This window comes from Rhodococcus sp. DMF-1, assembly GCF_021441945.1.
In the GTDB taxonomy this organism is placed as follows: Bacteria; Actinomycetota; Actinomycetes; order Mycobacteriales; family Mycobacteriaceae; genus Rhodococcus; species Rhodococcus ruber.
The window spans coordinates 1,740,071-1,755,245 of sequence record NZ_CP090442.1 but is presented as its reverse complement, the minus strand read 5'-3'; the positions used below and the strand labels follow the sequence as shown (position 1 = coordinate 1,755,245).

The following is a 15,175-nucleotide window of genomic DNA, read 5'->3' as shown; positions in this document are numbered from 1 at the left end:
GGTGCCGCGGGCACCGGATTCCTCTCGTCGGGCCCGAGGTGCGGGCGTTCACGGTGAGGCATCATTCTACGGACCGTGTCCGGCCTCGTGCGGTGCGGTCACCATCCGGTCGGCAGGGGGCGTCCCTCGGCGAATCCGGCGGCCGACTGGACCCCGAGCACGGCGTGCGCGTGCAGGTCCTCGAGGGTGCGGGCACCGGCGTACGTGCAGGTGCTGCGCACCCCGGAGCAGATGTGGTCGATCAGGTCCTCGACGCCGGGCCGTTGGGGGTCGATGCGGATGCGGGAGGTGGAGATCCCTTCCTCGAAAAGGGCTTTGCGGGCGCGGTCGAAGGAGGAGTCGTCGACGGTGCGGGCGGCGACCGCACGCTTGGAGGCCATGCCGAAGCTTTCCTTGTAGGGGTGGCCGGTCTCGTCGTAGCGCAGTTCGCCGGGCGATTCGTAGGTGCCGGCGAACCAGGACCCGATCATGACGTTGGCGGCGCCGGCGGCGACGGCGAGTGCGACGTCGCGGGGGTGCCGCACCCCGCCGTCGGCCCAGACGTGCGCCCCGAGGTCCCGGGCGGTGCGGGCGCATTCGGCGACGGCGGAGAACTGGGGTCGTCCGACACCGGTCATCATGCGGGTGGTGCACATGGCGCCGGGGCCGACGCCGACCTTGACGATGTCCGCGCCGGCGTCGAGCAGTTCGCGGGTGCCGGCGGCGGAGACGACGTTGCCGGCGACGAGGGGGACGGGCAGGTCCAGCGCCTTGATCCGTTTCAGGGCGTCGAGCATCTTCTCCTGGTGGCCGTGCGCGGTGTCGAGGACGAGCAGGTCGACGCCGGCGTCGACGAGCCCCGCGGCCTTGGCGGCGACGTCGCCGTTGACACCGACGGCGGCGCCGATGCGCAGGGCCCCGTCGGCGTCCACTGCCGGGGTGTAGATGCCGGCGCGGACGGCGCCGGTGCGGGTCAGGACCCCGGCGAGGGTGCCGTCGTCGTGGGTGAGCACGACCAGCGGGTCGTGTTTGGCTTCGAGCAGTGCGAACGCTTCCCGCGGCGACGAGCCGACGGAGGCGGTGGCGAAGTCGCGGATGGCGACCGCGCGCAGCCGCGCGAACCGGTCGACCTCGCGGCAGGAGCCGTCGGTGACGACACCGACGGGGCGGCGGTGGTCGTCGACGACGACGACGGCGCCGTGGGCGCGTTTGGGCAGGAGGGCGAGGGCATCGGAGACGGAGTCCTCGGGACCGAGGGTGACGGGGGTGTCGGCGACGAGGTGGCGGCTCTTGACGAACGCGACGGTCTCGGCGACGGTGCCGGCCGGCAGGTCCTGGGGGAGCACGACGAGTCCGCCGCGACGGGCGACGGTCTCGGCCATGCGGCGGCCGGACACGGCGGTCATGTTGGCGACCACGATGGGGATGGTGGTGCCGGAACCGTCGACGGTGGACAGGTCCACGTCGAACCGGGACGCGACGGCGGACCGGTTCGGGACGAGGAACACGTCGTCGTAGGTCAGGTCGTACGGGGGCTGGTGGCCGTCGAGGAAGCGCACCTGGCGAATGCTACGCGCCGGTGGCGTCGGGCGCGGTGAGCCGGGCCTGGCTGCGCGAGAGCGCCACCGTGGCGATCAGCATCACCGCGACCGAGGCGACGACCAGGGCGAGTCCCGGGCCGTCGACCCGGAGCCGTTCGTCGAGGACGGTCATGCCGAGGAAGACGGCGGCGAGGGGTTCGCCGATGGTGATCGCCGGCAGGGACGCGGCGAGCGGGCCGGCCTGGAAGGCGCGTTGCTGGAGGTAGACGCCGAGCAGGCCGGCGGTGAGCAGGGCCCAGGTCTGCCAGGCGCCGACCACGGGACGCAGGCCGTGTTCGAACAGGTCGGTGACGTACTTGGTGAACGCCACCGCCACGCCGTAGAGCAGGCCGCTGGCCGCGCCGAGTGCCATCGCCCGCGTGCCGGGGTCGTGGCCGAGCAGCCCGATCGCGGTGGCGGCGGACACGGCGGTGCACACCGCGCCGAGCGGGAGGACCCACTCGTGCCAGGGGGCGTCGATCTCACCGGCGGTGGGGTCGCCGACGACGAGGAACACCACGAGCGCCGCGCACAGGGCCGCCGCGGTCAGCCAGGTGGGACGGGTGATGCGGGAGCCGGAGAACGCGGCGGACAGGGGCAGGGCGAACAGCAGCGACGACACCAGCAGTGGCTGGACCACCAGGACCGGCCCGAGGGCGAGGGCGGCGACCTGCAGCAGGTAGCCGCCGCCGTCGCCGACTACCCCGGCCCACCAGCGGGGACTGCGGATCAGGGCGGCGACGAGGGACTCGCCGGCGGGGACGGCTTCGGCGGAGCGTTGCTGGGCGACGCTGGCCGCCGCGAACAGGAGCGCGGCGGCCAGCGCGCACACGACGGACGCCGTGACGGTGCCGCTCATGGGCACAAACTATGCCCTACCGGGGTGCCGGTGCGGGCGTGGTCAGGCGCGGACCTCGGTGCGGTCCCCGCTCCAGAGGGTGTGGAACTTGCCGTCGGCGTCGATGCGCTCGTAGGTGTGGGCGCCGAAGAAGTCGCGCTGGCCCTGGGTGAGGGCGGCGGGCAGGCGGTCGGCGCGCAGACCGTCGTAGTACGACAGCGAGGAGGCGAACGCGGGGACGGGGATGCCGAGCATGGTGGCGGTGGCGACGACGCGGCGCCAGCTGTCGATGCCGGCCTCGATGGCCTCGCGGAAGTAGGGGGCGAGGATCAGGCTGGGCAGCTGCGGGTCGGCGTCGTAGGCCTCCTTGATGCGGTTGAGGAACTGGGCGCGGATGATGCAGCCGCCGCGCCAGATGGTGGCCAGGGCGGCGCGGTCGACGTTCCAGCCGTGTTCGGCGCTGCCGGCGGCGATCTGGTCGAAGCCCTGCGCGTAGGCGACGATCTTCGACGCGTAGAGGGCGCGGCGGATGTCCTCGGTGAACTGGGCGGCGTCGGTAGGCTTGTCGCCGAGGGCGCCGGAGGCCAGGCCGCGGGCGGCGGCGCGCTGGGTGCGGGAGCCGGACAGGGCGCGGGCGAACACGGCCTCGGCGATGCCGGTGACCGGGACGCCGAGGTCGAGGGCGGACTTGACGGTCCAGCGGCCGGTGCCCTTCTGCTCGGCGGCGTCGACGATGACGTCGACGAGGGGTTTGCCGGTGCTCGCGTCGGTCTGGCGCAGGACGTCGGCGGTGATCTCGATCAGGTAGGACTCGAGGGTGCCGGTGTTCCATTCGGAGAACACGTCGGCGATCTGCGGGGCGTCGTGGCCGAGCGCGTCGCGCAGCAGGTGGTATGCCTCACCGATGAGCTGCATGTCAGCGTACTCGATGCCGTTGTGCACCATCTTCACGAAGTGGCCGGAACCGTCGGGGCCGATGTGGGTGCAGCACGGGGTGCCGTCGACGTGGGCGGAGATGGACTCGAGGAGCGGGCCGAGGGCCTCGTAGGACTCGGCGGGGCCGCCGGGCATGATCGACGGGCCGTTGAGGGCGCCTTCTTCGCCGCCGGAGATGCCGGCGCCGACGAAGTGCAGGCCGCGGGCGCGCAGTGCGGCTTCGCGGCGGATGGTGTCGGTGTAGAGGGCGTTGCCGCCGTCGATGATGATGTCGCCGGGTTCCATCGCGTTGGCGAGTTCGTCGATGACCGCGTCGGTGGCGTCGCCGGCCTTGACCATGACGAGCACCCGGCGCGGCTTCTGCAGGGCGGCGACGAACTCGTCGATGGTTTCGGTGCGTACGAAGTCCCCGTCGTCGCCGTGGGCTTCGAGCAGGGCGTCGGTCTTGGCGACGCTGCGGTTGTGCAGCGCGACGGTGTGGCCGTGGCGGGCGAAGTTGCGGGCGATGTTCGACCCCATGACGGCCAGGCCGGTCACGCCGATCTGGGCGCGGGGATTCTCGGTGCGTTCGACGGTCATGGGTACAGCTTCCCCCGAACCCGGACGGGATCGAAATCGGGGGCGTGCTACCGGTGCGGACGGCGGGGGGTCACCAGGCGCGCAGCAGGCGGCTCAGTTCGGTCAGCCACGGCACGGCGACCGCGATGGTGGGCACGACGAGGATGGCGGCGGCCGCGGTGTAGGCGGTCACGGCGGTGCGCAGGTCCGGGCCGGGTTCGGCGAGGCGCTTGACGCGCAGCACGGTGGAGGGGCCGCCGACGGCGAGGGCGCCCTGGGGGGTGCGGGCGCCGGCGCAGGCGACCAGGGCCCGGGCCAGCGGGGTGGGGCCGGTGACGCGCACGGCGGAGTCGTCGGCGAGCATCTCGACGAGCAGCTGCACCGAGCCGAGCGCGGACCGGGACCGTACCCACCGCGGGAAGGCCTCGTAGACGGCGGTGAACGCCTCGAGGACGAGGTCGTGCCGGGCCCGCAGGTGGGAGTGCTCGTGGCGGAGGATGGCGCGGATCTCGTCGTCGGCGAGGTGGTCGAGGGTGCCTTCGCTGAGCACGACCCGGTGCCGCAGGCCCGGCAGGCAGTAGGCGACGGGTTCGGCGGTGTCGAGGACGCGCACGTGGGACAGCTGCCGCACCGAGGCGCCGCTGTCGCGCCGGTCGAGCAGATCGACGAGCATGCGGTGCCGGGCCCGGCGGCGGCGGGTGCGGACACCGACGCGCAGAATCGAGTACATCAGCCGTGCACCGATGAGCAGGGTGAGGGCGAAGACCACGACGTAGGTCAGCCACAGGGGCAGGCCGAGCGCGTCGATCTCCTGGAGTGGGGCGGTGGTGGGGCGGCCGTCCTCACCGGGGACGAGCAGCAGCGATGCGATGGCCAGGCCGGAACTGAACGCGGACAGCACGGCCGCGAGCGCCACCGCCTGCCACAGCACGAGGGCGGGGCGGGGGTTGCGGTACGGCCAGGTGGCGCGGCTGAGCAGGGCCGGGACCGGCCCGGCCAGCAGCAGCGCGAGGATGCCGAAGACCAGCGCGGTGGTCGCGTTCATGGCACCGAGTGTGCCAGTCAGCTCGCCCGACCGGTACCCGGGTCGGCGACGGTGGGACGGGTGGGCCCGTCCTGCTGGGCCTCGAGCGCGGCGAGGGCCTCGCGCAGCGCGGCGGCCTCGTCGGGGTTGACACGCCCGATGAAGTGGACGAGGGCGGCGACCCGGCCGGCGGACTCGTCGGCCTGGTCGAGGGCGTCGACCATGAGGCTGGCGACGAGTTCTTCGCGGCCGTGCACCGGGACGTACCGGTGGGCGCGGTCGTCGCGCTGCTGGATGACGAGGTTCTTCTTCGCGAGGCGCTGGAGAACGGTCATGACGGTGGTGTACGCGAGGGAGCGCCGGGCGGCGAGGGCCTCGTGGACCTGCCGGACGGTCTGCGGTTCGGTGGAGGACCACAGGTGGTCCATCACTGCGCGTTCGAGTTCTCCGAGTGCTGCCATGACACGAGTTTACCGGGTCTCCGACGAGCGTGTCGTACTACCCGAAGTAGTACGTGTTCTCGTCCGCGGTCCGCCCGCCGTGCCGAACACGTGCCGGGTGCCGATCGGCACGACCAGCGGCCGGTCCGAGACCGGGTCGTCGATCACCGCCGCGTCGAGCGCGAACACCTCCCGCAGCAGCTCCTCGGTGATCACCTGCGCCGGCGGGCCCGCGCGCACGATCCGGCCCTCCTTCATCACCACCAGGTGGTCGCTGTAGCGGATCGCGAGATTCAGATCGTGCAGCACCATCACCACGGTGCGGCCGAGTTCCGCGTGCAGGCGGTCGACGAGGTCGAGGACCTCCACCGAGTGCGCCAGATCGAGATAGGTGGTCGGCTCGTCGAGCAGCAGCACGTCGGTGCCCTGCGCCAGCGCCATCGAGATCCATGCCCGCTGACGCTGTCCGCCGGAGAGCTGGTCGACCGGGCGGTCGGCGAGCTCGGTGATGCCGGTCCGGTCCAGTGCGACGGCGACCTCACCCTCGTCGTCGGCGGACCACTGCCGCAGCCACGACTGGTGCGGATGCCGCCCCCGGGCGACGAGGTCGGCGACGGTCAGGCCCTCCGGCGCCACCGGCGCCTGCGGCAACATCCCCAGCACCCGCGCGACGTCGCGGGTGCGCATCGAGGAGATCGCGTGCCCGTCGAGCAGCACGCTGCCGCGACGCGGGCGCAGCAACCGGGCCAGCGCCCGCAGCAGGGTGGACTTGCCGCACCCGTTGGGCCCGATCACGGTGGTGATCACCCCGGGGGGCACGGTCAGGTCCAGGCCGTCGACGATGAGCCGGTCGCCGTAGCCGAGCGCGAGGTCCCGCGCGACGAGCCGCGGCGGCGGGGCGGCGCTGTCCACGGCCTCGGATGGGGGCGCGGCGGTGGGCGCGGCGACGTCGTCGGTGCGGGGGATTCTGGTCACAGCGACACCTTCCGGTTCGAGCGCACGAGCAGATACAGCAGGAACGGACCGCCGAGGGCGGAGGTGACCAGGCCGACGGGCAGCGCGACGGGCAGCACCGTGCGGGCGAGGATGTCGGCGCCGGTGACCAGGGCCGCTCCGGTCAGGGCGGAGGCGATCAACGGCGGACCGGGGGAGCGCACGAGGCGCAGCGCGATCTGCGGGGCCGCGAGCGCGACGAACCCGATCGGCCCGGCCGCCGCGGTGGCGACACCGACCAGGGCGCAGGCGGACAGCAGCAACACCGCCCGCTGGGTCTGCAACCGCACGCCGAGCGACCGGGCCGTCTCGTCCCCGAGCCGCAGGGCACCCATCGTGAAGGCGGCGGTGGCGAGCCAACCGGTCAGGACGGCCAGCGCCACCGCCGTCGGCACGACCTGCGACCATCCGGCGCCGTTGAGCGACCCGGTGAGCCACACCTGCGCCTGGGACACGTCGTTGATGTCGGCCGAGACCAGCATCCAGTTCGTCAGCGCCACGAACAGCGCGTTGGCGCCGATCCCGATCAGCACCAGTCGGAAGCCTTCCACCCCGCCACGCCAGGCCAGGACGTACACCGCCGCGGCGGTGCACAGGGCCCCGCACAGCGCCGCGAGGGGCAACCCGAGCGCGCCGAGCACCCCGGCGAGCGTCCCGGAACCGGCGGCGACGATGAGCGCGACCGCGGCCGCGCTCGCACCGGCGGTGACGCCGAGGATGTCCGGGCTGGCCAGCGGATTGCGGGACACCGTCTGGGTCAGGGCGCCGGCGACGGCGAGCGCCGCGCCGACGAGCACCGCCGCGAGGCCCCGCGGCAGGCGCAGCTCCAGGACGATGAACCGGTCGAGTTGCTCCCCACCGCCGGCGAGCACCGAGACCACCTGCGGCACCGACAGCGGATAGTCGCCGCGGCCGAGCCCGACGCACAGCAGCAGGAACGTGGCCGCCACCAGAGCCAGGCACAGGAACACCGCGCGCGGTCGCCACACGAGCGAGAGCGTGCCGATCCGCAGTGCCGGCCGGGACGGGACCGTCGCCCGGGTCGGGCCGGTGCGTGCCGGCGCGGTGGCGGTCACAGGGCCACCAGCCGGCGCCGGCGCACGAGGGCGATGAAAAACGGTGCGCCCATCAGGGCGAGGACGATGCCGACCTGCAGCTCCCCGGGGCGGACCACGATCCGGCCGACGACGTCCGCCAGGACGAGCATCACCCCGCCGAGCAGCCCGGCGTAGGGGAGCAGCCAGCGGTAGTCCGGTCCGGTGATCGCCCGGGCGACGTGCGGGACCACGAGCCCGACGAAGGCGATCGGTCCGCAGGCCGCGGTCGCGGCGCCGGTGAGAAGGGTGATGGCGACGATGCCGACGGTGCGGGCGGCGACGACGTTCGTGCCCAGGGACCGGGCGACGTCCTCGCCGAGGCCGAGCACATTGAGGCCGGGTGTGTTCACCACGGCCAGCAGCAGTCCGGCCGCGAGGAACGGCAGCACCTGCCACAACACCTCGAGGTCGCGGCCGGCGACCGAGCCGACGATCCAGAACCGGTATCCGTCGAGCGTGGTCTGGTCGAGCAGCACCACCGCATGCGTCATCGCCTGCAGGAAGAACGCCACGGCCGCGCCGGCCAGGGCCAGGGTCAACGGTCCGGCGCGGCCGCCTCCGAGGGAGGACAACCCGAAGACCACGACACTGGCGGTGAGCGACCCGGCGAAGGCGAACCACAGGTACTGCCCGGGGGTGGCCATCCCGAGCAGGTAGATCGAGAGCACCACGAAGAAGGCTGCTCCGGCGTTGAGTCCGAGCAGGCCCGCGTCGGCCAGGGGGTTGCGGGTGTGACCCTGGATGAGGGCGCCGGCGACGCCGAGAGCGATGCCCACCACGAGTCCGAGCACGGTGCGCGGGATCCGCAGGGTGTGCACGATGACGTCGGTGTCGGAGCCGTCGTCGGTGGTGAGAGCGTGGACGACCTCGGCGATGGTCATCGGCCGGGCGCCGACGGCGATCCCGGCGAGCAGCACCACCGTCAGTATCGCGGCGATGGCCAGCAGACCGAGCAGGCGGCGACGGCGGACGGCGCCGACGCTCGTGTCGGCGGCGAGGGGGACGAATCCGTCGGCGGCCGCGACGCGCTCGGTGACGACCTCGGTGCCGCGGCGCAGGAGGGCGCGCCGCGCGCCGACCGGCCCGCCGTGGCCGCGGTCGCGGGTGACCAGTCCGGTCCACTGTTTGCCGAGGCTGCGTCCGGTGGTGCCTTCGCGGTGCCCGCGGTTGTACCACCACAGGCCGACGGTGACGGCGAGGGCCGTTCCACCGAAGACGACACGGTCGGTCTGTCCGCCGCCGTGGGCGTCGGACAGGGCGCGTACGAGCAGCACACCGACGACGGCGGGCACGGCGAGCAGACCCAGGTCGCCGGCTTCGGCGGCGAGACGGCGGGGGAGGGAGGGGGCGTCCGCGACGGGCGGCGGCGTCTCCGGGGGGCGGAGGGTGGTCACAGGCGGTGGGCTCCTCGGGGACGCGTACTCGGCCGAACGAAGGTTAGGTTACCGAAGCCTATCTTCCAGGCTTGCATCCCCCACGACGTAATGGCATGGTTAGGCTTACCTAATTGTGACGATCCGCCGATCGGGAGGTGTGGATGACAACCCTGCTGCCACCGAGATCCACCGCGGTGCAGATCCCCGCGTTCGAGGACACCGACGCCCGCCTGAGGCTGCTGATGCCGCACGCTCCCCGCGTCTACGCCGTCGCCCGCATCGACGACGAACCCCGCCGACGCTGGTGGCGGCTCGCCGACGCCGACCGGGACCGGCGGATCGCGCTGTTGTACGCCCGCGCGCTCGAGGACGTCGCGGACCCGCGGATCGCCGTCGACCAGGTGGCGGCCGCCCTCGTCCACGTCGTCGCGGGCCGGGTCCTCGCCCCCTATCTGCTCGAGGCGCGCTGCTGGGATCCCGGGCTCGAGAACCTGTGGATCCACCAGGACAGCGACGGCGGCATCGACTGGGCCGCGGTCGCGGACGACACCCTGCGTGTACTACCCGACGATCCCGCCGTCGCCGACGACGCGGTCGTCGTGCTGCCGTGCGAGGAGGCGCTCGCCCGGTGGACCGCCCACCGTGCCACCACGGCGCTGCGTGCCGTCCACGCGTCGCTGGCGCAGTGCGCCCCCGCCGAGCAACTGCGCCTGTGGTCCCTGCTCGGCCGCACCGTCGTGGCGGGCGCGGCGCAGCTCCCCGCCCTGGCCGGCACCTCCCGCACCGTCGCGGCGCGCCGCGGCCAGGTTCTGCTGGATGCGTTCCTGACGCTGGGGGTGCCGGTCCGCGGACTTGCTAAATTAGGTAAGGCTTACCTATAGTTACGAGGCGTTGCTACTGCCGGACCGCGCCGGAGTCCTGAGGGCTGCAGAGACCCCCGGTCCTTCCCACGGCGGGCCTCGCGTGCACCACGCGAGGCCCGCCGGCTCGTCCCGGCACTGCGTGCCGCCCGCGATGTCCTAGCATCCCTTCCAGACCCGGCGACCGGCGCCGGGCCCGCGCCAGGGAGCTGGCACGACCCGGACGGAGTGACACATGACCGATCTGCCCACCCAGGAACAACTCTCCGACCCCGCGGCCGTCACCGCCCAGCACAACGACGGCTTCGGGTCCGTCCTCGGCCTCGAGTTCACCGAACTGAGCCCCGACCGGGTCCGCGCCCACTGGACCGTCACCCCGAACCAGCACCAGCCGTTCGGCATCGTCCACGGCGGCGTCTACTGCGCCGTCGTCGAATCCGTCGCCAGCTTCGCCGGCAGCATCTGGCTCGGCGACCGCGGCAAGGTGGTCGGCGTCAACAACAACACCGACTTCATCCGCGCCACCCGCGACGGGGTGCTCACCGCCACCGCCACCCCCATCCAGCGCGGACGCAGCCAGCAGCTGTGGCAGGTCGCGATCACCGACGAGCAGCACCGCACCGTCGCCCACGGGCAGGTGCGCCTGGCCAACATCCTCGATCCCGACGCCCTGGGCAACTGACCGGCGCCGCGGGCCTCGAGCCCCCGGCGCCCGCCGCTCAGCCCGCGGCGCGTCGCCCGGCGCTGCCGCGCTCGGCCTCCTCGGTACGCCGCTGCAGCCGGTCGATCGCGTTGCGGGCAAACACCTGCTGCTCCGTCGAGGCCATCTCGTTGCGGCCCCGGGTCAGGAACGTCGTCGCCCACGACAGCAGGGTCGACAGCTTGCTCGAGAAGCCCACCAGGTACAGCAGGTGGATCCCCAGCCAGGCCACCCAGCCGACGAACCCGCTGATCTCGAGCTTGCCGACCTTCGCGACCGCGCTGAACCGGCTGATCGTGGCCATCGACCCCTTGTCGAAATACTTGAATGGCTTGCGTTCGGCCGGATCGTGACCGGACAGGCCCGCCACGATCTGCCGCGCCGCGTACTTGCCGCCCTGCATCGCCACCTGCGCCAGGCCCGGCAGCTTGTCCAACGACATCATGTCGCCGATGACGAACACATTCGGATGACCGGGCAGCGACAGGTCCGGATTCACCAGGACCCGGCCCGCCCGGTCGATCTCGGCGCCGGACTGCTCCGCGAGCCGGCGGCCCAGCGGACTCGCCGACACGCCCGCCGACCACACCTTGCACTGCGATTCGATCCGGCGCTCGGTGCCGTCCTTGTCCTTGACCGTCAGGCCCGTCGCATCCACGTCGGTGACCATCGCGTTGAGCTGGATCTCCACCCCCAGCTTCTCGAGGGTCTGGCGGGCCTTGGCGCTGAGCTTGCCCCCGTACACCGGCAACACGTCCGGTGCCCCGTCGAGCAGCACCACCCGGGCGGCCGCCGGATCGATGTTGCGGAACGCGCCCCGGAGCGTGTGATGGGACAACTCGGCGATCTGTCCCGCGAGTTCCACCCCGGTCGGTCCCGCCCCGACCACCACGAACGTCAGCAACCGGCGCTGCTCGGCCGGGTCCTCGGCCAGCTCCGCCTGCTCGAACGCCCCCAGGATCCGGCCCCGCAACTCGAGCGCGTCGTCGATCGTCTTCATGCCGGGCGCGAACTCGGCGAAGTGGTCGTTGCCGAAATACGACTGGCCCGCCCCGGCGGCCACGATCAGACTGTCGAACGGCGTGACCGTCTCCCGCTCGAGGAATCGGGACGTCACGGTCTGCCGCGTCAGATCGATCGACTCGACGTCGCCGAGCAGTACCTGGGCGTTCTTCTGCTTGCGCAGCACCAGCCGGGTCGGCGGCGCGATGTCACCCACCGACAGGATGCCCGTCGCCACCTGGTACAGCAGCGGCTGGAAGAGGTGATGGGTGGTCCGAGCGACGACGGTGACGTCCACGTCGGCACGTGCGAGGGCCTTGGTAGCGAACAGACCCCCGAATCCGGATCCGATCACCACCACATGGTGACGACGTGGCTCAACCGACTGGATGCTCATTCCGTGCTCCTCGATGTCTCGGGTCGACCGGGCAATCGGTGGCGGAGGAGCAGCGGGGCTCCCGCGCCGCCCCCAGTCTGTCAGCTATACCCACTCGCCACAGGCTTACGCGTCCCGTGACCGCGCCGCCCCGACGTCACTCGCGCCGGTCCAGCAGCCCGTAGACCGGGTTGTGCCGGGCGGCGTGCCGGACCGCGTCGTCCGTCGCCGAGGTGTAGATCTGCACGGTCTGCAGTGACCGGTGGCCGAGCAACTGCTGCAGCTCCACCATCGTCGCCCCGCCGTCGGCCAGGCTGGTGGCGAAGGTGTGCCGCAGCGCGTGGGCGAGGGCGCCGCGCTTGCGCTCGCTCTCGATGCCCGCCATCCGGTACATCCGCCGCACCCGGTACTGCAGGGTGCCGCGCGTGATACGCCGGCCGTCGGCGCCGACGAACAGCGGATCGGCCGGGGGATAGCGCTCCCACACCGCGAGTGTCTCGTCGTCGCCGCGCCGGGGCCGATGCGTCGGCGGGAACCGGGTGTAGCGCTCCTCGAGATACGCCGAGACGATCGCGGTCCAGCTCTGCTCGAGCGGGATCTGCCGCTCCACGGTGCCCTTGCCCATCACTCGCAGCACGGGGGCACGGGTGCCGCCGAGCACGCTGCCGAGGTCGAGGCGGATCAGCTCCTCCGAACGGATACCGGTCAGCAGCAAGGTCGCGATCAGCGCCAGGTCGCGCTGCGGCCACTCCCGGCCCGAGGCGGCCGGGCGCTGCGCCTCGACGGTGAGGGTGTCCACGAGTTGCCCGATCGCCTTGGGCGTGAACGACTTCGGGGTGTGCTGGGGGCGCTTCGGCTGGGCGATCGACGCCATCGGGTTGCCCTCCGACACGCCTTCGGAGACCAGGAAGTTGCAGAAACTGTTCCACACCGACCAGGCCCGCCGCACCGACGCCGGCTGCCGCTCCCGCGCGAAGGCGGCGAACGCCGAGCGCATCGCCCGGATCGTGATGTCCTGCACGCACAGCTCGTCCGGGGCGACCGAGAGGCGGACGGCGAGTTCCCCGCACACCGCCTGCAGATCCAGCCGGTACGCCTTGATCGTGTGCGCGGACCGCTTCGCCGTCTGCAGCGTCTCGAGGTACGCGGCCACCCAGTCCAGCAACCCCGGATCCACCCGGCCCGTCATGACCCTCCCCGCATCCCGGTCGTACACCTGTGCGATACCAGTGTGACATCCGGGGCCGACGGGAAACGGTGCGACCCGGCGGGCGGCCACGGCCTACCGGTGTGACCCGGCCCCGCCCAGGCGCTGGGGTCCCGGGCCCCGGGCGCCCAGCACATCGCCGGGGTTGGCCAACGGGCACGACGCCAGGCTCAGGCAACCGCACCCGATGCACTCGGTGAAACTGTCCCGCAGGGCGGTGAGGGCCTCGATCCGCTCGGTGAGCCGGTCGTGCCACTGCCGCGACAACCGCGCCCAGTCCGCCGCGGTGGGCACCCGGCTGTCCGGCAGCGAATCGAGCGCCTCCCGGATCTCGTCGAGGGAGACCCCCACGCCCTGCGCGACCCGGATGAAGGCCAGGCGACGGAGCGTGTCGCGCCGGTAGGTGCGCCGGTTCCCCGAGGTGCGTCTGCTCTCGATCAGGCCGCGGGCCTCGTAGTAGTGCAGCGCGGACACCGCCACCCCCGACCGGGACGACAGCTCGCCCGGGGTCAACCACACGTTCGGCGGCATCGCCGTTCCTCCCGAATCCGGGGCCGGCCCCACGGACCTGCCGTTCGTCGAACCGACTGTACGACGAGGGGAGCGGGCCGGCGACGTCGCCGATCCACCCGTCGAGGGGGAGGTGGTGGTGGTGGTGTGCGACGGCCCCCGCCGGGACATCGCGGGCGGCGTGGGCGCGGCGGTCCGGGGGCCGGGGGCGGGGAACGAATCGGGGCGTGCTGAGGCCCGGCGTTGGCGGCGGCGTCGTGCCGGGAATGCGCGCATGCTCGCGCGCCGTGGGCGTGTGATGGATAACGGTGATTATCCATCAGTATTGTTATCAGCAATAGGTGATTGGGTCCGCACGGGAGTGCTCGACGGGGAGAGGGCCTCGTCCGGCCCACGCAGGACGGGCGCCGACGGGTCGCGCGGTGCCGACCGACACGCCGGACGACCGCCGGTGCGAAGCGGCGATCCGGTCGATCGACGAGACGACGCGGGCGACCGGCCGGACGCCGCGCCGCCGGCCGACGGTGCGGCGAGGCCGGACGCGTCCGCCGGGGGCACTCCGGTGCGCGCCCGGTTCGAGCACATCCACCGGTTCGAGCGCCTGCATCGGTTCGAGCACCCGGGGTCCACCTTCCCGCGGGGAGGCTTCCGGCACACTACTTGACATAATGTGCATTATCGGCAATTTCGGATGTGGGGTTGACCAGCCGTTTGTCCGCGCGGCCCGCTCGGGTGTCGAAGCTTCCGGCGACCCGTGTCCGCACTGCGGGCGCTCGGCTTCCGCAACCGCGGCGCTCGCGCCGCCCGGCGTTCCTGCCGGCGTTCGCCACCGGATCGTGCGGGTGCGGGCATCCGACGGGACCGGACGCCGGCTGCCTTCCACGGATCTCCACGCGGCCTCGCTCACGTTCCGGCGTTACCCGCCTCGCCCCTCCACGGCCCCGGCCCAGACGGGACCTAATTCGTCACGGTGACGATTACCGGGTCGGGCCCGTGTCCGACCGCTCGTGCTCCAGCGTGCCGAAGTTCGACCCGCGGTGGTCCGGTGACCCGTCCGCGACCGTGAGCGGCACGCTTCGGAATCGCCCGACCGGGTCGGCGTCGCGCGGGCCGGTCGACCGGGTCCGCAATGCGGGCTCCATCCTCTCCCCTCGCCCGGGGTTCTCCCGGGACTAATTCGTCACAGTGACGTAAATCAGTCGGGTATGTCGACCGGTGTTCGACGGGACGATCGACCCTCGATGTCACGGTGTCGATCACGTTAGGCTTTCCGGACATTCGCCGAAGGAGGCATCCGTGAGCAGCCATGAAGTGAAGATGATCGTGCTGTCGACCGACGATCTCGACGAGTCGATCAGATTCTACAACGAGACCCTGGGCATGGCGTTGAAGTTCCGGGACGGCGCCCATTTCGCTGCCCTCGACGGAGGCGGGGTCACCCTCGCGCTCGCGACCGCAGTCGATCATCCGATCCACGGCCAGGTGGTCGTCGGCATCAAGACCGCCGACGTCGATGCCGCCGCGAAGGCCATCGAAGAAGCCGGCGGCGGCATCGTGCAGGGCCCGTACGACGACGCGCACGAGCGCCGCGCCGTGGTCTACGACAACAAGGGCAACGGGTTGGTCTTCTACAGCCCGCTGAGACGGTGATCGGGCGTCTCGGACGGTGACCGGGCACTGATCTCGGGCACCGCCGCGA

The 15,175-nt window shown here is 72.3% G+C and carries 14 protein-coding genes; 3 read left to right on the top strand and 11 right to left on the bottom strand.

What is annotated here, in order from left to right; genetic code table 11:
- Nucleotides 1-98: 98 nt before the first annotated feature.
- From LZP97_RS08100 to LZP97_RS08065, 8 genes are all read right to left on the bottom strand, one after another.
- Nucleotides 99-1,538 (bottom strand): GuaB1 family IMP dehydrogenase-related protein, encoded by a 1,440-nt coding sequence (locus LZP97_RS08100; protein WP_048773810.1) that lies wholly within the window; start codon nucleotides 1,536-1,538, stop codon nucleotides 99-101.
- A gap of 10 nt (nucleotides 1,539-1,548) precedes the next feature.
- Nucleotides 1,549-2,418, bottom strand: a complete 870-nt coding sequence (locus LZP97_RS08095; protein ID WP_010596512.1) for a DMT family transporter — start codon at nucleotides 2,416-2,418, stop codon at nucleotides 1,549-1,551.
- A gap of 42 nt (nucleotides 2,419-2,460) precedes the next feature.
- Nucleotides 2,461-3,912: an NADP-dependent phosphogluconate dehydrogenase gene (gene gndA, locus LZP97_RS08090; RefSeq protein WP_048773805.1), complete on the bottom strand. Its 1,452-nt coding sequence runs from the start codon at nucleotides 3,910-3,912 to the stop codon at nucleotides 2,461-2,463.
- Between the two features lie 70 nt (nucleotides 3,913-3,982).
- On the bottom strand, nucleotides 3,983-4,936 hold the full coding sequence (locus LZP97_RS08085) for a M56 family metallopeptidase (protein WP_010596510.1): 954 nt from the start codon (nucleotides 4,934-4,936) through the stop codon (nucleotides 3,983-3,985).
- A 17-nt stretch (nucleotides 4,937-4,953) separates the two neighbouring features.
- Nucleotides 4,954-5,376 carry a BlaI/MecI/CopY family transcriptional regulator gene (locus LZP97_RS08080; protein ID WP_010596509.1) on the bottom strand — a complete coding sequence of 141 codons (423 nt, stop codon included), beginning with the start codon at nucleotides 5,374-5,376 and terminating at the stop codon, nucleotides 4,954-4,956.
- Between the two features lie 9 nt (nucleotides 5,377-5,385).
- Nucleotides 5,386-6,267: an ABC transporter ATP-binding protein gene (locus tag LZP97_RS08075; RefSeq protein WP_048773831.1), complete on the bottom strand. Its 882-nt coding sequence runs from the start codon at nucleotides 6,265-6,267 to the stop codon at nucleotides 5,386-5,388.
- A gap of 59 nt (nucleotides 6,268-6,326) precedes the next feature.
- A complete protein-coding gene (locus tag LZP97_RS08070) occupies nucleotides 6,327-7,424 on the bottom strand; it encodes a FecCD family ABC transporter permease (RefSeq protein WP_048773804.1) in 1,098 nt (365 codons plus the stop codon).
- Nucleotides 7,421-8,839 (bottom strand): FecCD family ABC transporter permease, encoded by a 1,419-nt coding sequence (locus LZP97_RS08065; protein WP_010596506.1) that lies wholly within the window; start codon nucleotides 8,837-8,839, stop codon nucleotides 7,421-7,423. The genes LZP97_RS08070 and LZP97_RS08065 overlap by 4 nt, the downstream gene beginning before the upstream one ends.
- 143 nt (nucleotides 8,840-8,982) lie before the next feature.
- On the opposite strand from LZP97_RS08065, the gene LZP97_RS08060 reads away from it, so the two are divergent.
- Together LZP97_RS08060 and LZP97_RS08055 are read left to right on the top strand one after the other, a co-directional pair.
- Nucleotides 8,983-9,702, top strand: coding sequence for a hypothetical protein (locus tag LZP97_RS08060; protein WP_010596505.1), 720 nt, complete (start codon nucleotides 8,983-8,985; stop codon nucleotides 9,700-9,702).
- A gap of 214 nt (nucleotides 9,703-9,916) precedes the next feature.
- The gene (locus tag LZP97_RS08055; RefSeq protein ID WP_010596504.1) at nucleotides 9,917-10,363 is read left to right on the top strand and encodes a PaaI family thioesterase; all 447 of its coding nucleotides are present in this window, start codon (nucleotides 9,917-9,919) and stop codon (nucleotides 10,361-10,363) included.
- Between the two features lie 37 nt (nucleotides 10,364-10,400).
- On the opposite strand, the gene LZP97_RS08050 is transcribed toward LZP97_RS08055, so the two are convergent.
- From LZP97_RS08050 to soxR, 3 genes are all read right to left on the bottom strand, one after another.
- Nucleotides 10,401-11,780: an NAD(P)/FAD-dependent oxidoreductase gene (locus LZP97_RS08050; RefSeq protein ID WP_026138129.1), complete on the bottom strand. Its 1,380-nt coding sequence runs from the start codon at nucleotides 11,778-11,780 to the stop codon at nucleotides 10,401-10,403.
- A 136-nt stretch (nucleotides 11,781-11,916) separates the two neighbouring features.
- Complete coding sequence (locus LZP97_RS08045) at nucleotides 11,917-12,948, bottom strand: tyrosine-type recombinase/integrase (RefSeq protein ID WP_017682306.1); 1,032 nt, start codon at nucleotides 12,946-12,948, stop codon at nucleotides 11,917-11,919.
- Between the two features lie 93 nt (nucleotides 12,949-13,041).
- Nucleotides 13,042-13,497 carry a redox-sensitive transcriptional activator SoxR gene (gene soxR / locus LZP97_RS08040; protein WP_010596501.1) on the bottom strand — a complete coding sequence of 152 codons (456 nt, stop codon included), beginning with the start codon at nucleotides 13,495-13,497 and terminating at the stop codon, nucleotides 13,042-13,044.
- Between the two features lie 1,275 nt (nucleotides 13,498-14,772).
- Here soxR and LZP97_RS08035 point away from each other — a divergent pair.
- Nucleotides 14,773-15,126: a VOC family protein gene (locus tag LZP97_RS08035; RefSeq protein ID WP_048773801.1), complete on the top strand. Its 354-nt coding sequence runs from the start codon at nucleotides 14,773-14,775 to the stop codon at nucleotides 15,124-15,126.
- Nucleotides 15,127-15,175: the final 49 nt, after the last annotated feature.